Source organism: Mycobacterium sp. 050134 (genome assembly GCF_036409085.1).
In the GTDB taxonomy this organism is placed as follows: domain Bacteria; phylum Actinomycetota; class Actinomycetes; order Mycobacteriales; family Mycobacteriaceae; genus Mycobacterium.
In genome coordinates this window covers 173,508-192,516 of sequence record NZ_JAZGLV010000002.1, presented here as the reverse complement: position 1 = coordinate 192,516, position 19,009 = coordinate 173,508, and the positions used below count along the sequence as shown (strand labels likewise).

Annotated in this window: 18 protein-coding genes; 11 read left to right on the top strand and 7 right to left on the bottom strand. The window is 69.5% G+C overall.

Annotated features, from left to right (window positions below):
- Window positions 1-30: 30 nt before the first annotated feature.
- Window positions 31-744: a YoaK family protein gene (locus tag SKC42_RS02960; protein WP_330962813.1), complete on the bottom strand. Its 714-nt coding sequence runs from the start codon at window positions 742-744 to the stop codon at window positions 31-33.
- On the bottom strand, window positions 741-881 hold the full coding sequence (locus SKC42_RS02955) for a hypothetical protein (protein ID WP_330962812.1): 141 nt from the start codon (window positions 879-881) through the stop codon (window positions 741-743). The genes SKC42_RS02960 and SKC42_RS02955 overlap by 4 nt, the downstream gene beginning before the upstream one ends.
- Before the next feature lie 268 nt (window positions 882-1,149).
- Between SKC42_RS02955 and SKC42_RS02950 the strand changes: the two genes are divergently transcribed.
- Together SKC42_RS02950 and SKC42_RS02945 are read left to right on the top strand one after the other, a co-directional pair.
- Complete coding sequence (locus SKC42_RS02950; RefSeq protein WP_330962811.1) at window positions 1,150-1,416, top strand: SHOCT domain-containing protein; 267 nt, start codon at window positions 1,150-1,152, stop codon at window positions 1,414-1,416.
- A 166-nt stretch (window positions 1,417-1,582) separates the two neighbouring features.
- The gene (locus SKC42_RS02945; RefSeq protein WP_330962810.1) at window positions 1,583-2,614 is read left to right on the top strand and encodes a fused (3R)-hydroxyacyl-ACP dehydratase subunits HadA/HadB; all 1,032 of its coding nucleotides are present in this window, start codon (window positions 1,583-1,585) and stop codon (window positions 2,612-2,614) included.
- Window positions 2,615-2,618: 4 nt separating this feature from the next.
- Here SKC42_RS02945 and SKC42_RS02940 read toward each other — a convergent pair whose 3' ends face one another.
- A complete protein-coding gene (locus tag SKC42_RS02940) occupies window positions 2,619-3,974 on the bottom strand; it encodes a hypothetical protein (protein WP_330962809.1) in 1,356 nt (451 codons plus the stop codon).
- Window positions 3,975-4,165: 191 nt separating this feature from the next.
- Window positions 4,166-5,059: an NYN domain-containing protein gene (locus tag SKC42_RS02935; RefSeq protein ID WP_330962808.1), complete on the bottom strand. Its 894-nt coding sequence runs from the start codon at window positions 5,057-5,059 to the stop codon at window positions 4,166-4,168.
- A gap of 91 nt (window positions 5,060-5,150) precedes the next feature.
- Here SKC42_RS02935 and SKC42_RS02930 point away from each other — a divergent pair, with 91 nt between their 5' ends.
- The 3 genes from SKC42_RS02930 (at window position 5,151) to SKC42_RS02920 (ending at window position 8,380) form a co-directional block, all read left to right on the top strand.
- Entirely contained in the window at window positions 5,151-6,023 is an 873-nt protein-coding gene (locus tag SKC42_RS02930; RefSeq protein WP_330962807.1) for an alpha/beta fold hydrolase, read from the top strand.
- 224 nt (window positions 6,024-6,247) lie between these two features.
- Window positions 6,248-7,882, top strand: a complete 1,635-nt coding sequence (locus tag SKC42_RS02925; protein WP_330962806.1) for a fatty acyl-AMP ligase — start codon at window positions 6,248-6,250, stop codon at window positions 7,880-7,882.
- 273 nt (window positions 7,883-8,155) lie between these two features.
- Entirely contained in the window at window positions 8,156-8,380 is a 225-nt protein-coding gene (locus tag SKC42_RS02920; protein WP_330962805.1) for a hypothetical protein, read from the top strand.
- Window positions 8,381-8,484: 104 nt separating this feature from the next.
- Here SKC42_RS02920 and SKC42_RS02915 read toward each other — a convergent pair whose 3' ends face one another.
- A complete protein-coding gene (locus SKC42_RS02915) occupies window positions 8,485-10,671 on the bottom strand; it encodes an FUSC family protein (protein WP_330962975.1) in 2,187 nt (728 codons plus the stop codon).
- A gap of 99 nt (window positions 10,672-10,770) precedes the next feature.
- Here SKC42_RS02915 and galT point away from each other — a divergent pair, with 99 nt between their 5' ends.
- Genes galT through SKC42_RS02895 form a run of 4 tightly spaced genes read left to right on the top strand, consistent with a single transcriptional unit; the run spans window position 10,771 to window position 14,012 of the window.
- Complete coding sequence (gene galT / locus SKC42_RS02910; RefSeq protein WP_330962804.1) at window positions 10,771-11,874, top strand: galactose-1-phosphate uridylyltransferase; 1,104 nt, start codon at window positions 10,771-10,773, stop codon at window positions 11,872-11,874.
- Complete coding sequence (locus SKC42_RS02905) at window positions 11,871-12,962, top strand: galactokinase (protein ID WP_330962803.1); 1,092 nt, start codon at window positions 11,871-11,873, stop codon at window positions 12,960-12,962. The genes galT and SKC42_RS02905 overlap by 4 nt, the downstream gene beginning before the upstream one ends.
- Before the next feature lie 43 nt (window positions 12,963-13,005).
- Window positions 13,006-13,344, top strand: coding sequence for a hypothetical protein (locus SKC42_RS02900; protein WP_330962802.1), 339 nt, complete (start codon window positions 13,006-13,008; stop codon window positions 13,342-13,344).
- Window positions 13,341-14,012 carry a PAS and ANTAR domain-containing protein gene (locus SKC42_RS02895; protein WP_330962801.1) on the top strand — a complete coding sequence of 224 codons (672 nt, stop codon included), beginning with the start codon at window positions 13,341-13,343 and terminating at the stop codon, window positions 14,010-14,012. Before SKC42_RS02900 ends, SKC42_RS02895 begins: the two co-directional genes overlap by 4 nt.
- A 9-nt stretch (window positions 14,013-14,021) precedes the next feature.
- On the opposite strand, the gene SKC42_RS02890 is transcribed toward SKC42_RS02895, so the two are convergent.
- Together SKC42_RS02890 and SKC42_RS02885 are read right to left on the bottom strand one after the other, a co-directional pair.
- The gene (locus SKC42_RS02890) at window positions 14,022-14,507 is read right to left on the bottom strand and encodes a hypothetical protein (RefSeq protein WP_330962800.1); all 486 of its coding nucleotides are present in this window, start codon (window positions 14,505-14,507) and stop codon (window positions 14,022-14,024) included.
- Window positions 14,508-14,554: 47 nt separating this feature from the next.
- Complete coding sequence (locus SKC42_RS02885) at window positions 14,555-15,127, bottom strand: TetR/AcrR family transcriptional regulator (RefSeq protein WP_330962799.1); 573 nt, start codon at window positions 15,125-15,127, stop codon at window positions 14,555-14,557.
- Between the two features lie 222 nt (window positions 15,128-15,349).
- On the opposite strand from SKC42_RS02885, the gene SKC42_RS02880 reads away from it, so the two are divergent.
- The gene (locus tag SKC42_RS02880) at window positions 15,350-16,291 is read left to right on the top strand and encodes an NADP-dependent oxidoreductase (RefSeq protein ID WP_330962798.1); all 942 of its coding nucleotides are present in this window, start codon (window positions 15,350-15,352) and stop codon (window positions 16,289-16,291) included.
- Between the two features lie 69 nt (window positions 16,292-16,360).
- Window positions 16,361-19,009, top strand: a complete 2,649-nt coding sequence (locus SKC42_RS02875; protein WP_330962797.1) for a GH92 family glycosyl hydrolase — start codon at window positions 16,361-16,363, stop codon at window positions 19,007-19,009.

The following is a 19,009-nucleotide window of genomic DNA, read 5'->3' as shown; positions in this document are numbered from 1 at the left end:
GCGCGTGGCGGGCTCACCCGCAGCAATGCGTCAACGCGCCTGCTTGCCTTTCGCCTCCCTCAGGAGTGCACGGCGGTCGCCATGAAAGTAGGTGTATCCGGCGGTGACCGAACACACGACCGTCGCGACCGCCAACATCTGCGCTCCGTTGGCGACCAGGCTGACCAACCCGCCGATAATGGCGCCGCCAGCGAAGCTGATGTACAGCAGCAGGTATCCCAGCCATGCGGTCGCTGAGCCGCCACTGATGTGGCGCTCGATGCCCTGGCCCATCTTCACGAGTGTCCCGGTCACGTAGCTCAGCGGGGTCGAAACCTCGCCGTCCTTGACGAATGAGGTGTTAAGCGCGCCAATCCCGAACGCAACGAAGACGATTGGGGCAAAAGACAGTTCGCCCATCTCTGACCATCCGTGTGTCGCGACGCAAACGGCGGTGGCGATCGACAGTGACAAGGCGGTGAGGGCCGTCGGGCCGTGAGGATGCGCAACCCACAGGTGGCGCCGGCACAATGACGCAACGACCACGCCACCGAGGAAGGCCGCCAACAGTAGCGACGCGGTCAGAACCAGCCAGGGTTGGTTGCGAAAATACCCCAACGCGGCACGTTCGGTGTTGCCGGTCATGAACGTTACGAAGTATCCCGCGGAGTGTGTGAACGCCGCCGCGCCGATCAGGCCGGCCAGCGCGGCCAGGACCCATGACAATCGTGCTTCGCTGTCGAATCTCCCACTCGTGAGGGTCATTTCGGCGACAGCCTGTCACCGGCAGCGCGCATGAATTGCCTTGGTTTTCCGGCCGGCTTGGTGCCGTTGCCGCATTCGACGGCCAATACGGGTGTGGCTGAGTCGGCGAACGCGGCCGTCCAGGCTCGTGAACTCATCGAATGTTCCGTTCAGTGCTCGTGTTTCTCGGGCAGCCATCCAGCGCCAGTATACCCCTTAGGGGTATGCTGGCGTTGTCAGATCTACGGTGGGCGTCTGGATCGTGGGATTGGCTGGGGTAGGGGCTTGCGCCACTACTTCTGCGGCAGGATCGAGGGTCCAAAGTCCCTGACGCTCGTGCCCGCCGGCACCTGACGGCGCGTCGATCGCAAGTCAAACTGTTGGCGAGCCCACGGGTTTTGGGCTGTCCGATTGGAGGCAAACACGATGATGTTCTGGTACGACCACAACATGGGGTGGTGGGGATGGGCCGGAATGGGCATCGGAATGTTGCTGTTCTGGGCGCTGCTCATCGCCGGCATTGTCGCCCTCGTCGCCTACATCGGCGGGGACCGTCAAGTCCGCCCGGGCGCGATGACGACCTCCTCGCCGGAACAGGTGCTTGCCGCCCGTTTTGCGCGCGGTGAGATCGACGAAACCGAATATCGCGATCGGTTGGCCGTGCTGCGCGATCACGCGCGCCCGTCCTCTTGAAATAGTGCGCCCTGGGCGCACTGCTGACTGTGCTCGGCGATGAACGTTGCCGCGCGGTGACCGGGATTGCGGGCCCGGCGTTGCGGCGTGGATATCGACTGTCACGGCAAGCTAGGGTGTTGCGTCGGCAACATCGAACATGCCGGTAGAAAAGTTGAGCGAATCCATGACCGCAGCAGCGGAAGCGCCGGCGCTCGAATCGCGAGTCGGCCATTACTACCAGATGGACGGCACCTACCTGGTCGGCCGGGAGAAGGTCCGCGAATACGCCCGTGCGGTGCAGGACTACAACCCGGTGCACTGGGATCTCGCCGCGGCGGCCCGGCTGGGCTATTCGGAGCTGGTGGCGCCGCTGACGTTCACGTCGGTGCCCGGCATGGCCTGCAATCGCCGGATGTTCGAATCGGTCGTCGTCGGGTACGACACCTACCTGCAGACCGAAGAGGTCTTCGAGCAGCACCGACCGATCGTGGCCGGGGACGAGCTGCTCGTGGACGTGGAGCTCACCTCGGTGCGCCGGACCGCCCGCAGAGACTTCATCACCGTCACCAACACCTTCACCGACGCTGACGGCGAGCGGGTTCACACCCTGCACACCACCGTCGTCGGCATCACCGCCGAGGACGTCGATCCGGCGATCAAGCTGGCCGTGCCGAACATCATGATGCACGACGTCGACCTCGCCGCGATCGGCGAATTTGGCGGCGGCTACGAGAAGACGGTGCGCCCCGAAGGGGAGATTCGGACCGCCCAGGGCGGCGCGACCCGCGTCCCCGGCACGCCGTCCTTCGAGGACGTGCGGGTCGGCGACGAACTGCCGACCCATCGCGCCCGCCTGTCCCGCGGCGACCTGGTGAACTACGCCGGCGTGGCCGGCGACGCGAACCCGATCCACTGGGACGAGGGCATCGCCAAGCTGGCCGGCCTGCCCGACGTGATCGCCCACGGCATGCTCACCATGGGCCTGGGTGCCGGATTCGCCTCGGCGTGGTCGGGTGATCCCGGCGCGGTCACCCGCTACGCGGTGCGGCTGTCCCAGCCTGCGATCGTGTCGGCCGCCGAGGGCGCCGACATCGAGTTCACCGGGCGGGTCAAGTCGCTGGACGCGGCGACCCGCAGCGGAGTGGTGCTGGTCGCGGCGAGGTCTGATGGCCAGAAGATCTTCGGCATGGCGACGCTGAACGTCCGCTTCCGCTGACCGCCTAAAACCAGGGGCCGGGGAAACGGCCGTCCTGGTCCTGCACCATGACGATGTCCTTGCAGTCACCGTTGAGCGCAATGGCGTTCTCGCCGCGGCAGACCAGCGTCCAGCCCGACAGCCGCGCGAAGGGCCGGACCGACCACGTCGTCGACAACGGATCGGTGGCATGCAGCCCGAGGACGGAGAACGTGTTGCCGGTGTTGGTGATGTAGAGGTGGTCTTCGAAGTACGCCACCTTGGCGACCGACATTCTCTTCGCCTCGTCGCGGGTCTTCAGGAACTCCCACTGCTGGGTGCGCAGGTTCCAGACGCCGAAGCCGAATTGCGAGGTGTCGGAATTGTGGCCGTCGACGAACAGTTTCCCGTCCGACAGGGTCGCCGACAGGCCGCCGCCCGAAACCCGGTCCGAATCACCGACTTTGATGAGCGCCTTGGCGTTCAGGTCGTAGAACATCGTCGAGACCGCCGGCGGGCTGTAGGAATCCCAGTGCGTGATCTTCACCAGTTTGTCTGGGCCGTCGGCCAATTCGGTGTCGACGGTCCAGATGTCGTTGTCCTGGTAGATCGCCTCACCGGTGGGCCGGCGTAACTCCGCGCCGGTGGCCTTGGCCGGGTCGGTGTTGCGCTGGAACGACAGGACGTCCTGCCAGACCTGGCCGGGCTGGGGGTCGTTCCACGCCATCGACAGGTCGGCCGCCGACAGGACCACCGTGCGCGGCGGCGCCGCGGGCGCGTGCCCGTCGGTGAAGGCGTTGACCCACGCGACCCCGGAGGCGGTCGAGAACAACCCCCACTGGTTTCCGGGGGTCAGCTTGAGGTCGGGGGTGGGCGGTTGCAGCTCCTTGGTGGCCACCGGCTGGCTGGCCTTGGAATCGAACACGTAGCCGGTGGTCTTGGTCGTCTGAGGCTCCGCCCCCTGCGCGGGCTTGGTGCTCGTGACGACGTAGACGACCCGCATGTCGTCGGCGGTGCCGGTCAGCGCGCACATCGCACCGGTGACGTTCTCGCCGGCGGCGACCGTCGGTACGGCCGGCGCCCCGTACTGCCCGGTCTTGGGGTCGAAGATCTTGGGGCGAATGTCGTCGAGCGCGGATTTGCCTTGCGAGAATTTTTCCGGGCAGCCGAAGTAGGCGGTCCCGCCGTAGCTCTTCCAGTCCTTTTCCAGGGGACCCGTGATCGGCGCGGGCGGGGGAGCCGCGGTGCCCTTGGCGGTGGTCTTGGTGGGGGAAGTCGAGGTGGTCGGCGTCGCCGGGGGCGGTGACGCCGTCTCAGAACAGGACGCGACGACGAGGCAGGCGGCCGACGCGATCAGGGCGAACCTGTGTCTGGACAAGCTTCGCCCCGTGCCCGCGTTCATCAATAAGACCCCCGTTACGTTCGTGTAACCAACGAGCGTAAGGGCGGCGCACCGTGGCCGCGACTTGTGTGCGGGCGGATCACGTCGCACGCGCGGGGCCGCCCACGAAGCCTGGCGATCGTCATCCGCCACGCCAGTTACTCCAGCCCCGCCAGGCATCGGTCACATCGGCAGGGCCTCAACGGCGTCGCTCACTTCTCGGCGCGCAATCGCACCATCCGCGTCGTCGAGGTCTCGTCCAGCTCCACGACGTCCGAGCGCGAACGCAGAAAGTCGCTGAAAGAGCGGAAACCCAAAGCCTTTTCGCTGAACGAAGGATCCATCCGCTTCATCTGCGCCTTGACCGCCGAGTTGTGCAGCCATTCGACGTCGTCGCGCTCCAGGCCGATCTGCAGCGCCCGCGTCAGCAGCGCGGTGGCACCGGCCTGCGGGTCGGGTGCGTCGGGCTCTTCCGGCTCTTCCGGCTCGGCCGCCCTGGCGCCCCGGCCGCGGCGCTTCGGGGCCGCTTCCGCGGTGTCGGGCCCCGGTTCGGGCGCCGGGACCCCCGGCAGCGCGTCGTAGATGACGAACTCGTCGCACGCCGCCGCCAGCGCGCGGCTCGACGCGCCGGCCACCCCGATGCCGACCACGTACCGGCCCAGCCTCTTGCAGCGCTGCGCCAGCGGGATGTAGTCGGAGTCGCCGGCAACGATCACCACATGCGTCAGGTCGGGGAGCCGGAACATGTCCTCGACCGTGTCGACGGCCAGCCGGATGTCGGCGCCGTTCTTGCCGTAGGCCGCGGCGGGGAACAGCTGCACCAGGTCGACCGCGCGGGCCACCAGCTGCCCGCGGTAGCCGGCGTTGATCTCCGCCGACCAGTCCGCGTAGGCGCGCGTGAGCACGAGCGTGCCGAACGACGACGCGAAGTCGAGGATCGCGCCGACGTCCACCGTGGCCCGGGCCAGCCGCTCCGCATGCTGGTCGAGCCCCTTGGCCTTGTCGCGCTGGAACGAGCTGCGACCGTTCAGCTGGTCGTACCGCGAGATCACGATGTTGTCGAAGTCGAGGTAGACGGCCACGCGGGCCGCCATTGGCTCAGTCATGTACCTCATCTTTGCGGCCATGAAGCGTTCTGCGTCACCTTTTGCGGCCCGCGGCACGCCCTCCGGCGGCAAAGCGGGTATCCCTTGAGGCATGAGCGAGCCGAAGTTCCTGGAGTTGCACGGCGACCGCGTTGCCTACCGTGACGAAGGCCGCGGCGAGGTCCTGCTGTTGATCCATGGCATGGCGGGGAGTTCGGAAACCTGGCGGTCGGTGATTCCGCCGCTGTCGAAGAAGTTCCGGGTGATCGCCCCGGACCTGCTTGGCCACGGCGAGTCGGCGAAACCCCGCACCGACTATTCGTTGGGTGCCTTCGCGGTCTGGCTTCGTGACCTCCTCGACGAACTGGGCATCAGCCAGGCCACGCTGGTCGGCCAATCACTCGGCGGTGGCGTCGCGATGCAGTTCGTGTACCAGCACCCCGACTACGCCAAGCGGCTGATCCTGATCAGCAGCGGGGGACTCGGTCCCGACGTCGGATGGGTGCTCCGGCTGCTCTCGGCGCCCGGCGCCGAGCTGGTGCTGCCGATCGTGGCGCCGAAGCCGGTGCTGATCGTCGGCAACAAGCTGAGGTCCTGGTTGAGAAGCGCCGGCATCCAGTCGCCGCGCGGCGCCGAGATATGGAGCGCCTATTCGTCGCTGTCGGATGCCGAAACCCGGCAGTCGTTCCTGCGGACGCTGCGGTCGGTGGTCGACTACCGCGGCCAGGCGGTCAGCGCGCTCAGCAGGCTGCGGCTGCGCGAGAACCTGCCCATTATGGCGATCTGGGGGGAGCGGGACGGCATCATCCCCGTCGACCACGCGTACGCCGCGCACGAGGCCCGCACGGACGCCAGGCTGGAAATCCTGCCCGACGTCGGCCACTTCGCGCAGGTGGAGGCGCCGAGCCAGGTCGTCGAGCTGATCGAGGACTTCATCGCAAGCGGCGACCGCCGCGGCACGGACAGCCCGCAGCCCAGCTTCTGATCCGCGCCTCGAGCGCCGCACGTCACGGCGAAGTCACGGTTGTGTGTCAGCACCCGCCGCGCCGCGGCGCGCCGTGCAACGGTAGTCGGCCCGCGCTCATACAGTCGCAGCGTCCGACCAGCTCGACGCCGAGCGACCGGCTTTCTGGGGCCTGACGGCTCGCTTTCTCATCGGACACCCGCCCGCAACGGGAGCCTTTGCGCCTTCGAGTCAGGGGAGAGCCCGTGAGCCGATTCACCGAGACGATGTACGCCAACGCCCGCGCCAGCAGCAAGGGCCTGGTCACGGGGGAACCGGACAACCCCGTGCGGCACACGTGGGCCGAGGTGCACGGGCGGGCCCGCCGCATCGCGGGCGGCCTGGCGAAGGCGGGGGTAGGGCGCGGCGACGCCGTGGCGGTGCTGGCGGGCGCACCGGTGGAGATCGCCCCGACGGCGCAGGGCATCTGGATGCGCGGCGCCAGCCTGACGATGCTGCACCAGCCGACGCCGCGCACCGACCTGGTGCGCTGGGCCGCCGACACCACGGCCGTCATCGACATGATCGACGCCGGGACGGTGATCGTGTCCGACCCGTTCATGCCGGCGGCGCCGCTGCTCTCCGAGCGGGGCCTGCGCGTCCTGACCATCGCCGAGCTGCTCGACGGCAGTCCCGCCGAGCCGGTCGCCACGGACGACGACGACCTCGCGCTGCTGCAGCTCACGTCCGGATCGGCCGGGTCCCCCAAGGCCGTGCGGATCACCCACCGAAACGTGGTGTCCAACGCCGAGGCGATGTTCGTCGGCGCGCAGGTGGACCCCGACACCGACGTCATCGTCAGCTGGCTGCCGCTCTTCCACGACATGGGCATGACCGGCTTCCTGACCGTCCCGATGTACTTCGGCGCCGAGCTGGTCAAGGTCACGCCGATGGACTTCCTGCGCGACGTGCTGCTGTGGCCCAAGCTGATCGACAAGTACCGCGGCACCATGACCGCCGGGCCGAACTTCGCCTACAACCTGCTGGCCAAGCGCCTCCGCCGGCAGGCCACCCCCGGCCAGTTCGACCTGTCGTCGCTGCGCTGGGCGCTTTCCGGCGCCGAACAGGTGGAGCCGGCCGACGTCGAGGACCTGATCGAGGCCGGGAAGCCCTTCGGCCTGCGGCCCGAGGCGATCCTGCCGGCCTACGGCATGGCCGAGACGACGGTCGCGACCTCGTTCACCGAATGCGGCACGGGACTCGTCGTCGACGAGGTGGACGCCGACCTGCTCGCGTTGCTGCGCCGGGCCGTCCCGTCGACCGGGGGAAAGGCGCGCCGGCTGGCGGTGCTCGGGCGGATGCTCGCGGGCATGGAGGTCCGCATCGTCGACGAGTACGACGCGCTGCTCCCGCACCGCGGGGTCGGCGTCATCCAGGTTCGCGGCGAATCGGTCAGCCAGGGCTATGCGACGCGGGCCGGGTTCGTCTCGGCCCAGGACGAGCAGGGTTGGTACGACACCGGCGACCTCGGCTACCTCACCGAGACCGGCGGCGTCGTGGTGTGCGGCCGGGTGAAGGACGTCATCGTGATGGCCGGCCGGAACATCTACCCGACCGACATCGAACGGGCGGCCGCACGGGTGCCCCGGGTTCGGCCCGGCTGCGTGGTGGCGGTGCGACTGGACGCGGGGCGGTCTCGCGAGACCTTCGCCGTGGCGGTCGAATCCGCGGCGTGGCAGGACCCGGAGGCGGCGCGCCGCATCGAGCGGCAGGTCGTGCACGAGGTCGTGGTGGAGGTCGGCGCCCGGCCCCGGAACGTCGTCGTGCTCGAGCCCGGGATGATCCCGAAGACGCCGTCGGGCAAGCTGCGGCGGTCCTACGCCCTGGCGCTGGTCAGCTGACCCCGGACCGGGGAGCCGCCCCGGACGAATCCCGCAAGAATCCCGCAAGCATTCGGCGAAAATCCGGCAAGCGGGGCGCGCCAGCCTGTTCCCGTGAACGGCACGCATCCCCCTACATGGGCCACGCGGATCACAGCCATGGTGGGCGCCCTGGCGGCTGGCGCGGCCCTGAGCGCTGCCCCGGCCCGGGCCGAAACGCCCGCGGGCCCATCCCCGGCCCAGCTCCATCCGCTCGGGCCGCCGCCCGCGTTGGCGGACGACGCGAGGTCGGAGGTGCAGGACTTGCTGGCGCAGATCTCGGATCTCGACGACAACTGGGAGGGACTCACGCCGGCCCAGCGGCAGCAGCGGTTCAAGGGGCTGCAAGACCAGGTCACCGTCGTCCAGCGGGATGCGCAGGCCCTGCCGCCCGGCCAGCAGCTGGAGGTCGAAGGGATGCTGATGTCGGCGATCATGAGGCTGCTCGACATCGGCAGGAAGATGCGGGCCTCGAGCTAGGGGTGTGGTTTTTCGAGCGCCGAAATTGCCGCTGTGGTCACGGTCCGGGTCGAAGCGCAGCCCTGACGGCACCATCGGCGGTTGGCGCCCGGAGAGCTGGGGGTTCAGCCCGCCGCCCGGCTGGACACCTGGGGACGGTCGCGTGCCCCCAGATTCGTCGCGGTGGTGACGACGGCCCGGTCGATCTGACGCAGCGCGTGCACGGCGTTGACGAATCGCCGGGTTTCGGGGCCCGGCGCGGGCTGCCCGTCCTGCCGGTGGGCCAGGCTCTCGGCGCGGTCGAGCTCGTCGGTCACCGAGACGATGGGGGGCTCGTGGGCGCCGTCGATCGCCTCGACGAGGGTGTCGATGTTGCGCCGGGTCTGCGCGGCGGCCGAGATGAAGGCGTCAGCGAACGCCTGCGAGCCGGGCGGAATGCGGTAACGCTCGGCGCTGCGCGCCAGCGACCGCCCGAAGTGATCGCACGCGGTGAACAACCGCAGGCCCCGGCGAACGTTGCGCCGTCCCGCGATCCCCGCCACCCCGGACAGCAGCGGCTTGGCGCTGACCCGGAACTGCTGCAGCTTGCGGTCGAGTTCGCGCGCCCGGTCGGTGGGGCTCGCCGCGTCGTTCGCGCCGAACATCGTCGCGGTGGAGACCTCGATCAACGCTGACAACGCCGTCAAAAACGCGCGGGCGTCGGCGCGGATGGCGGTTCGGGTGTGCGTCGGCAGCACCAGGATGGCGACGCTGGCCCCGATGACGGCGCCGACGGCGGTCTCCTCGATCCGCAGCATCAGCACGCCGAACGAGAATTCGCCGAGCAGCCCGTACAGCAACGCCAGCATCGTGGTGATCCAGAACGTCATCAGGCTGTAGGTGACGGTGAGGAAATAGAAGGCGCAGAACAGGCACACGAAAACGGCCACCAGCGAGGCCGTCTTGTCGCCCGAGAGCAGCGTGGCCACCAGCACGCCGCACGGCACGCCGAGCAACGTCCCGAGCAGGCGCTGCCAGCCCTTGGTCAGGGTCTCGCCCCACGAGTTGGTGCCGGCGAAGATCACGAACGCCGCGATCACCGCCCAGTACCAGCGCGCGGGTGACACCAACTCGCCGGCGACGATCGCCAGCGACGCGACGACGGCGACCTGAACGGCTTGGCGCGTCGTGGGCAGCAGCCCCCGACGTTCCACCGCGGCCCCTTCCGGGGCGGGGTCCGCCGGCGCGGGCGCGACATCGACGGTCGCGAGGTGGTCCCCGGTGGCGGCGCGCTCCACGAAGGCGCGCACCTCCGACGTGGCCTTCGCGGCGTTGATGATGGCCAGCGCCAGGCGCCGGACGGCGGCGGTACCGGGGTCGTCGGCCGCGGTGTCCACGTCCCCGTACCCCTCGTCCAGCAGTCGCTGCGCCTGGGCCGCAGCCTCCCGGAGTCCGTCGGGTTCGGGAATGCGGATCGCCCGCGACAGCTGGGAGAGCGCCCCGACCAGGGCGGCGCGTGCGGCGGGCGGCACGGGGTGTTCGGAGGCGACCGCCGCGGCCTGCCGGCCGGCCGTGGCCACCCACTCGATGGCCAACTCGGCGTCGAACAACCACGGGGCCACCTGTTCACTGGTCACCCCGGGCCATAGCGTGGCCGGCTCGGCCGTGTCCTCGACCTGGCCCTGCAGCAGCAGGGCGGTCTCGTTCAGCCGGAGCGTGCGGGCCCGCATCCGGCGCCGCCGGCGCTCGTCGACGCGGCCGGTGCGCACGGCCTCCGCGGTGGTGTCGACCACGATCGCCATCCGCGCCCGCAACGCCCGGATGGTGGCGCGCAGCACGCTCTCGAGCCGGTCCGGCAATACGAGCGCGGTCATCACGTACGTGCACACGGTTCCGACCGCGACCGCGCCGATCATCCAGGGCAGCTCCGAGACGCTGGCCCGCAGATACAGGGTGAAGAAGTAGGACATGAACGCGACCATGCCCAGCGCCCGACCGCGCGGTCCGTACCGGCGGACGTACACGGCGGCGAAGACGATCGCCACGAAGGCGGCGTCGGCGGCCAGGGGATGCGACGCGAGCAGCGCCGCGGTGGTGATCGACAGGGCGGCCGGCACGGGCAGCAGCGCCATCGTGATCCGCTGCTGGCGCGGGTCCGGCTCGTTGACCGATCGAGACGCCACCATCGTGATGACGACGCCCAGCAAGGCGACGGTGAGCGGCTGCCCCGTCGCCCGGGTCATCAGGGAAAGGACCAGCAGCGAGCAGCCCAGCGCGGCCGTCGTGCGCGTCGCCATCCGCAGTCGAAGCAGCCCGGGATCGGAGCCGATCACCCAGTTGCGGGCTCGCTCGTAGAGAACAGTTATCGCCTGACCGCCTTCCTCGCGCTTGCTTGACATGGTTACCCAAACCGGTCGGCGACGGCCAAGCTAGTGTTCGACATCGTGACGGGGCCGACGCGGACGAAGCTGGCCGACGGTCGTGAACTGCTCTTTTTCTCGCTGCCCGGGCGCCTTCCCGCCCCGGTCGAGGATCGCCGGCCCCTGCCCGAACGCCGGCCCGACCAATCCCAACTGCGCTTCGACCGGTCAACCGGGCAGTGGGTGATCGTCGCCGCCCTGCGCCAGGACCGCACGTACAAGCCGCCGCCCGACCAGTGTCCGCTGTGCCCGGGGCCCACCGGGTCGACCAGCGAGGTCCCCGCCCCCGACTACGACGTCGTCGTCTTCGAGAACCGGTTCCCCAGCCTGTCCGGTGCCGGCGTCGTCGCGCCCCCCGGCCCGGAGGGCTTCGTGTCCGCGCCGGGGCACGGCCACTGCGAGGTGATCTGCTTCTCCAGCGACCACACGGGTTCGTTCGCGCGGCTGGCGCCGCCGCACGCCCGGCTCGTCGTGGACGCATGGCGGCACCGCACCGCCGAGCTGGTGGCCTTCCCGGGCATCGAGCAGGTGTTCTGCTTCGAGAACCGCGGCGAGGAGATCGGCGTGACGTTGACCCACCCCCACGGCCAGATCTACGGCTACCCGTACCTGACGCCGCGCACGTCGGCCATGCTCGAGCAGGCCCGCCGACACCGAAAATCCCACGGCAACAACCTGTTCGCCGACCTGCTGGCCCGCGAGGTCGCCGAGGGCAGCCGCGTCGTCGCGCGCACCGACACCTTCACGGCGTTCGTTCCGTTCGCGGCCCGCTGGCCGGTGGAGGTGCACGTCTACCCGAACCGGTTCGTGCGCAACCTCGTCGAGCTCACCGACGACGAGTTGGACGGCTTCACGCAGATCTATCTCGACGTGCTGGCGCGGTTCGATCGGATGTATGCGGGCCCGCTGCCCTACATTTCGGCGCTGCACCAGTACGCCGACGCGCAAGAGCAGGCCGATGGCTACTTCCACGTCGAACTGATGTCGATCCGCCGCGGCGCCGCCAAGCTCAAGTACCTGGCCGCCTCCGAATCCGCGATGGGTGCGTTCATCAGCGACGTCACGCCCGAAAGCGTGGCCCAGCGGCTCCGGGAACTTGGCGGGAAGCCGCGATGACGGTCCGTTACGGCGCGCCCGGCCGGATCAACCTGATCGGCGAGCACACCGACTACAACCTCGGTTTCGCGCTGCCGATCGCGCTGCCGCAACGCACCGTGGTGACGTTCACGCCCGACGGCACCGACGGGATCACCGTGCACAGCACGCGCGCGCAAGGCGCGGTCAGGTTTCCGCTCCAAACAGTTCCCGGCCAGGTCACCGAGTGGGCCGCCTACGTGGCCGGGGTGGTGTGGGCGCTACGGCAGGCCGGGCTCCCGGTGCCCGGCGGCACCATGTCGATCACCAGCGACGTGCCGATGGGATCGGGGTTGTCGTCGTCCGCGGCGCTGGAGTGCGCGGTGCTGGGCGCGATAACGCAGGCCACCAACGTCCGGATCGACGCAAAGGAGCAGGCGCGGCTCGCCCGGCGCGCCGAGAACGACTACGTCGGCGCCCCAACCGGATTGCTCGACCAGTTGGCCGCGCTGTTCGGTGAACCGGCGACGGCGCTGCTGATCGACTTCCGTGACCTCACCGTCTCGCCGGTGGTGTTCGACCCCGAGGCGGACGGAGTGACGCTGCTGCTGATCGACTCGCGGGCGCCCCACGCGCACGCGGACGGCGAGTACGCGGCGCGCCGCAAGTCGTGCGAGCGGGCGGCCGCCGACCTGCGGGCGTCGTCGTTGCGTGAGGTCTGGGATCGCGGGCGCGCGGAGTTGGACACGGTTCGCGGCTCGATCGATGCTCGCCGGGCGCGCCATGTCCTCACCGAGAACGGCAGGGTGTTGGACTTCGCGACGGCGGTCGGCGCTTCCGACTTCGTCGAAGCGGGGCGGCTGATGAGCGCCTCCCAGGTGTCCATGCGCGACGACTTCGGCATCACCACCGAACACATCGACCTCATCGCCGACACCGCGGTGCGGGCGGGCGCCCTCGGCGCTCGGATGACCGGCGGCGGGTTCGGCGGCTGCGTGATCGCGCTGGTGCCGGCCCGGCGGGCGGACGCCGTCGCCGAGACGGTGCGGCAAACGGTGATCAGCGCCGGACACCCGCGCCCGGTGATCACTCCCGCTCGGGCGGCCGCGGGTGCCGGGCCGGGCGGGTAGGCCGCGCCCGTTAGCCGCGAGCTCGAGTTATAACGTAACGGGTGTGAGTGTGACCGCGTGCGCACTGTGTGGCCGGAGCTTTTCGGCCCGGTCGGACGCGGTGTACTGCTCGTCGGCGTGCCGGCAAAAGGCGCACCGCGCGCGCGCCGCGCGCCGGACGGCCGTGTTGCGGGAGCGCCTCGAGCGACACGTCGGATTCGAGCGCTCGCTGCAGCGATCGGTCTCACGCTCCCTGGAAGATTCGCGGCGGCAGGTCGATCGCTCCCGCGAGTTGCGCCGGGTCGCCGAGATCCGCATCCAGCGGACCGAAGCCCTTCGGCAGGAAATCGCCATGGGCCGCGCGGAGCCGTATCCGACCCCCCCGACGAGGCGCACGCCATGACGTGGGCACTGGACGGCCAGACCGGGGCCGTCGAGCGGGCGCTCGCGGGCGGTGTTCCCCAGCGCGCGGGCTGGTTCCGCTTCTATTTCGAGGATCAGCGCTGGGAGTGGTCCGAAGAGGTTCAGCGGATGCACGGCTACGAACCCGGGTCGGTGACGCCAACCACCGAACTGGTGCTCGCGCACAAGCACCCCGACGATCGGGACCGGGTGGCCGCCGGCATCAACGACATGGTCGAACGCCGGGGCGCGTTCAGCACGCGGCACCGCATCATCGACACCGGCGGCGCCACCCACGATGTGGTCGTGGTGGGGGACCAGTTCTGCGACGACAACGACGAGGTCATCGGCACCCACGGCTTCTACATCGATGTCACGTCCCCACCCGCTGCGGGCTCGGAGGACGTCATCAGTGCAAAGGTCGCGGCGATCGCAGAGCGGCGCAGCGTGATCGACCAGACCAAGGGCATGTTGATGCTGGTCTACGGCATCGACGACGCCGCCGCCTTCGATCTGCTCAAGTCGCTGTCCCAGGTGCGCAACATGAAGCTGGGGCCGCTCGCCGAGCAGATCGGCAAGGACTTCACGGAGTTGAGCCGCGAGGCGATCGGTTGCCGGGCGCAGTTCGACCAGCGGCTGTTGACCGCCCACCTGCGCGTGTCCGGCTGAGCGGCAACGCTATTCGGTGGGCGTGAACCGCACCGCCGCCAAATGGAGCCGGCCGACCGCCTCGGCGAACTCCTCGCGTGTCGGGATTCGCTGGTCGCGGAATTTCAGCCCGATCATGCGCTGCGCGTGCCGCACGCCGTACGCCTCGGTGCAACGCAGGAAGAGATCGGTGACGGTGCCGCGGTCACGGATGAGATCCCCCCGCATCGCGATGGCCCTGCCGTCGTACACCACCCGGGCGGGGGCGCCGTCGCGGAAATTCTGCTTCCAGGCGGCCCCCGTCAGCGCATAGAGGTCGCCGTCGATCAGGTGGGCGCTGACCGGAATCGAGAACTGCCGGCCCGTCTTTCGTCCGGTGAAGTCCAACACCATCAGCTGCTTGCGCGCGGGTCCGGCCAGCGGCGTGCGCAGCAGCACACGTAGGGCCGGATTGACCAGACGCATCAACGCCGACGGCGGGTGCCCGGCGTCCACCGCATACGGCTGGTCTGCCATGGAGTACACGCTAAGGGCAAGGAGCTGCGCGCGATAGGGGCGCCGCGTCAGCGCAGCGCGTCCATGGCCGCGCCCAGCCGTCGCAGGGCCTGCTCGGCGAGCTTGGCCATGGAAGTCCGATTCCCGGGCCGCAGCCAGCGCTGGAAGGCGTCGCCGAGGGCGAGCGCGCCGACTTGGGCGGCGAGGTTCGCGGTGGGCGGGTCCACGCCGCGCTTGACCAGCGCGTCGGCCATCGCCGCGGTGAGTGCGGCGGCCTTGAGCAGGTCGCGCTCCTTCAATTCCGGATTGGCGTCGATGACCGCCTGGCGGGTGGCCAGGAACTCGCGACGGTCGTCTGCGAAGCCGGCGGCGAAGACGGCGAGCGCGGCGCCGATCGCTGTCATGGGGGTGGCCCCTGCAGGGGCGGCCACGATGGCGTCGGCGAACATCTCTCGGTACGTGTCCTGGCCGTGGAAGAGGATCTCGCGCTTGTCGGCGAAGTGCCGAAAGAAGGTCCGTTTGGTCAGTCCGGCGCGCTGCGCGATCTCGGCCACTGTGACGTTCTCGTAGCCCCGCTCGGCGAACAGCGCCACGGCGGCGACCCCTAATCGCGCGGCCGTGTTGGGTTCCCACCGGCTCATGGGCCGCATTCTAGGACGCCACTCCAACCATGGCACCAAGTGTCATCGCGGTGTAGCCTGATGTCACTTGGTGACATTGAAGTGGGCGTTTCGGCACCGCAGGTAACCGCCGGGCAGACGGGAGTATTCAACGCACCGCCGCTGCACCGGCGAACGCTGGCCTTTCTCGAATCCGTTCTTGAGCTGCCCCCACTCCCCCGAGAACACTGATCGGAGAACGCAATGCCGACCTTCAAGCGCATCCAGTACCGCCAATACGGCGGACCGGAGGTCATGCGGCTCGAAGGCTTCGAGCCCGAAGAACCGGGCGCCGACGACGTCCGCGTCCGCGTGCGAGCGGCCGCCGCCAACCCGATGGACTTCGGGATCCGAAGCGGCGCAATGAAGATGGTCACCGGCCGTAGCTTCCCGCGCGGGATGGGATATGACTTCGCCGGCGTCGTCGAGGCCGTCGGAGAAAGCGTCACCCGGGTGCGCGTCGGCGACGAAGTGCTGGGCGGAGCCTCGATCAAGCGGTCCGGTGCGTTCGCCGACGTGGTCGTCGCCGACCAGAAGGGCGTCGTCAACAAACCCGCCGGGTTGTCCTTCGAGGCGGCGGCGGCCGTTCCGACCGTCGGCCTGACCGCCTATCAGGCCGTCTTCAAGACCGGACAACTGCGCCCCGGCGATTCGTTGTTCGTGCACGGCTGCCTCGGGGGAGTCGGCCGCTCGGCCGTCCAGCTCGCGTCCGGACATGGGGCTTCGGTGGCGGGCAGCTGCCGCGCCGGCTCGTCGGAGGAGGCTCGTGCCCTCGGGATCGATCCCGTCGTCGACTTCGACTTCGACCCGGCCGCCCTCGGGCGCCGATTCGACGTCGTGTTTGACACCGCCGGCACGCTGCCGGTCGCGACGGCGCGCCGGCTGCTGGCACCGCGCGGCCGAATCGTCAGCGTCAAGCCCAGCGCGTCGAACATGGTCAGAAGCGCCCTGCCGGGACCGTTCCACGTCGTGATCGCTCAAGCCGTGACCGCCGACATCGAGGCGATCGCGCGGGCCGCCGGCGAGGGTCAGCTCCGGCTCCCGATCGCCCGGGTTGTGCCGCTGTCGGAAGCCATCCCGGCGCTGACGGAACTGGAACGCATCGGCACCCCGACACGCGGCAAGCTCATCGTTGTGCCCGGATGAGTCACGATTAAGGTGCATTCATCTCGCAAACCGCCGCGCGAGTACGGGCCGATCCAGTAAGAGACAGGTATGAAGCCGCGAAAGGCGCTCTCGGCGCTCGTCGCGGCGACGGCCGTCCTGGTCGCGTTTATCGCGGCGGCCCCACCCATCGCCTACGACGGCGAGCCCAGCTTCGTCGCCAACCCCGTCGAGCATGTCGACACCCTCATCGGCACCGGGACCGGCGGCGAGATCGTGGGCGAGATCAACAATTTTCCCGGGGCTTCCGTTCCGTTCGGCATGGTGCAGTATTCGCCAGACACGGTGAACGACTACGCCGGCTACAGCTACGGAAATCCCCATTCCACCGGCTTCAGCATGACCCACGCCTCGGTGGGATGCGCTGCGTTCGGCGACATCTCGATGTTGCCGACCACCGCCGACATCGGCTCGCAGCCCTGGAACGCATGGGAGACGATCGCGCACGACGACAGCGAGCAGGGCGTGCCCGGCTTCTACACGGTGCGGTTTCCCGACACCGGCGTGACCGCCGAGCTCACCGCCACCACCCGCACCGGAGTCGGCCGATTCAGCTACCCGCACAACGGGCGCCCCGCCCTGTTCCACGTGCGCGCCGGCGCGTCGCTGGCGGGCAATTCCCGCGCGGCCATGCAGATCGGTGACGACAACACGACGATCACCGGCTGGGCCACCAGCGGAGGGTTCTGCGGCAAGAGAAACACCTACACGGTCTACTTCGCGATGACATTCAGCCAGCCGTTCGTCTCCTACGGCGCGTGGGACGGCTACGGGGTATTCGCCGGAGCGCGCACCGCCGTTTCGCCCTACAGCGGGGGATACGTGTCCTTTCCGCCCGGCTCGGCGGTCGAGGTGCGGACCGCGCTGTCTTACGTAAGCATCGAGGGCGCGCGGGCGAATCTGGCGGCCGAGAGCGGGCCGACCTTCGACGGCGTGCGCGACGCGGCCGTCTCCCAGTGGAATACCGCGCTGTCGCGCATCCGGGTGGCCGGCCGGAACGCCGACAACCTGGCGACCTTCTATACCTCGCTCTACCGATCCCTGTTGCACCCCAACACCTTCAACGACGCCGACGGCCGGTACATCGGGTTCGACGGCGTCACCCACACCGTGGCCGCCGGCCACACGCAGTACGCCAACTTCTCCGACTGGGACACCTATCGGTGCCTGGCGGCCCTGCAGGCGCTGCTCTATCCCGAACGCGCCGCCGACATGGCCCAATCGCTGGTCAACGACGCCGAACAGAGCGGGGCGTTGCCGCGGTGGGCGTTCGCCAACGCCGCGACCGGCGAGATGACCGGGGACAACGTCGTGCCGCTCATCGCGAATTTCTATGCCTTCGGGGCGAGGGACTTCGACACCGGGACGGCACTGCGCTACATGGTCGACGCCGCCGAGCACGGCGGTGTCGGCCTGAACGGCTACGTCGAGCGACCCGGCATCGACACCTACCTGGCGCTGGGTTATGCGCCGCAGAGCGCGGCGTTTCGGACCGACGCCCGCATCGCCGGCGCGTCGATCACGCTGGAGTGGTCGGTCGACGACTTCGCGATCTCCCGCTTCGCCGGTTCGCTGGGCGACGCCGCGACCGCCGCGGCGTTCCAGGACCGGTCGCAATACTGGCAGAACCTGTTCAATCCCAGCACTCATTACGTCTCACCCCGCAACGCGACCACCGGACTGTTTCGGCCCGGCCCGGGATTTGTGCAGTCCCGCCTGGGCTTTGGGCAGGACGGCTTCGACGAGGGCAACGCCGAGCAGTACGTCTGGTGGGTGCCGCACAACGTCGCCGGGCTCGTCACCGCGCTCGGCGGCCGCGCGGCCGTGGCCGGCCGGCTGGACCGCTTCACCAAGAAGCTCAACGTCGGCCCCGGCGAGCCGTACCTGTGGGCCGGCAACGAGCCCGGCTTCGCGGTGCCGTGGCTGTACAACTACGTCGGGCAGCCGTGGAAGACCCAGTACACCGTGGACCGGGTGCGCGGGCTTTTCGCTCCCACCCCCGACGGCGAGCCCGGCAACGACGACCTCGGCGCCCTCTCCAGCTGGTACGTGTGGGCCGCGCTCGGGCTCTATCCCAGCACACCCGGCACGCCGATCCTTTCGGTGAGCGCACCGCTTTTCGACCGCGCGGTCATCGCCCTTCCGGGCGGCAGGTCGATCCGGATGTCCGCGCCCGGGGCATCCGGGCCGCATCACCTCCGCTACGTCAGCGGCCTGAGCGTCGACGGCCGGCCCACCGAGCACACCTGGCTCCCGGAGTCGGTCATCGGCACGGGCGCGGACCTCACATTCTCGCTGGCCGCCTACCCCGACAAGGTGTGGGGCACCGCCGAATCCTCCGCGCCGCCGTCCTTCGGGGCGGGCGGTTCGGCGGTGACGGTGAACGTCTCGCGTCCCGTCGTCACCATCGCGCCCGGGAGCACGGGCACCGTCAAGGTCGACCTGCAACGGATGGTCGACGGTGCCGACGGGTACGCGATCACCGGCGCGCCCGCCGACACCGGGGCCACCGGGATCACGGTGGCGCCCGTGTCCGGCCGGTTCGGCGCGGACGGATCGGCCGACCCCGCCGTCACGATCTCGGTCGCGCGGTCGGTGCCCGAGGAGTACCACCTACTGAGCCTCGACACCGCGGTCGGTCAGACCGTGCGCCGGGCGGTGGTCCTGGTGGTGGTCATGGCCGATTCCGACCCGGACTGA

What these genes read in the sequence shown, in the direction of transcription:
- SKC42_RS02960 (WP_330962813.1), bottom strand. Translation starts at nt 744, where the DNA reads ATGACCCTCACGAGTGGGAGATTCGACAGCGAAGCACGATTGTCATGG.
- SKC42_RS02955 (WP_330962812.1), bottom strand. Translation starts at nt 881, where the DNA reads ATGAGTTCACGAGCCTGGACGGCCGCGTTCGCCGACTCAGCCACACCC.
- SKC42_RS02950 (WP_330962811.1), top strand. Translation starts at nt 1,150, where the DNA reads ATGATGTTCTGGTACGACCACAACATGGGGTGGTGGGGATGGGCCGGA.
- SKC42_RS02945 (WP_330962810.1), top strand. Translation starts at nt 1,583, where the DNA reads ATGACCGCAGCAGCGGAAGCGCCGGCGCTCGAATCGCGAGTCGGCCAT.
- SKC42_RS02940 (WP_330962809.1), bottom strand. Translation starts at nt 3,974, where the DNA reads ATGAACGCGGGCACGGGGCGAAGCTTGTCCAGACACAGGTTCGCCCTG.
- SKC42_RS02935 (WP_330962808.1), bottom strand. Translation starts at nt 5,059, where the DNA reads ATGACTGAGCCAATGGCGGCCCGCGTGGCCGTCTACCTCGACTTCGAC.
- SKC42_RS02930 (WP_330962807.1), top strand. Translation starts at nt 5,151, where the DNA reads ATGAGCGAGCCGAAGTTCCTGGAGTTGCACGGCGACCGCGTTGCCTAC.
- SKC42_RS02905 (WP_330962803.1), top strand. Translation starts at nt 11,871, where the DNA reads ATGACGGTCCGTTACGGCGCGCCCGGCCGGATCAACCTGATCGGCGAG.
- SKC42_RS02895 (WP_330962801.1), top strand. Translation starts at nt 13,341, where the DNA reads ATGACGTGGGCACTGGACGGCCAGACCGGGGCCGTCGAGCGGGCGCTC.
- SKC42_RS02890 (WP_330962800.1), bottom strand. Translation starts at nt 14,507, where the DNA reads ATGGCAGACCAGCCGTATGCGGTGGACGCCGGGCACCCGCCGTCGGCG.
- SKC42_RS02885 (WP_330962799.1), bottom strand. Translation starts at nt 15,127, where the DNA reads ATGAGCCGGTGGGAACCCAACACGGCCGCGCGATTAGGGGTCGCCGCC.
- SKC42_RS02880 (WP_330962798.1), top strand. Translation starts at nt 15,350, where the DNA reads ATGCCGACCTTCAAGCGCATCCAGTACCGCCAATACGGCGGACCGGAG.
- SKC42_RS02875 (WP_330962797.1), top strand. Translation starts at nt 16,361, where the DNA reads ATGAAGCCGCGAAAGGCGCTCTCGGCGCTCGTCGCGGCGACGGCCGTC.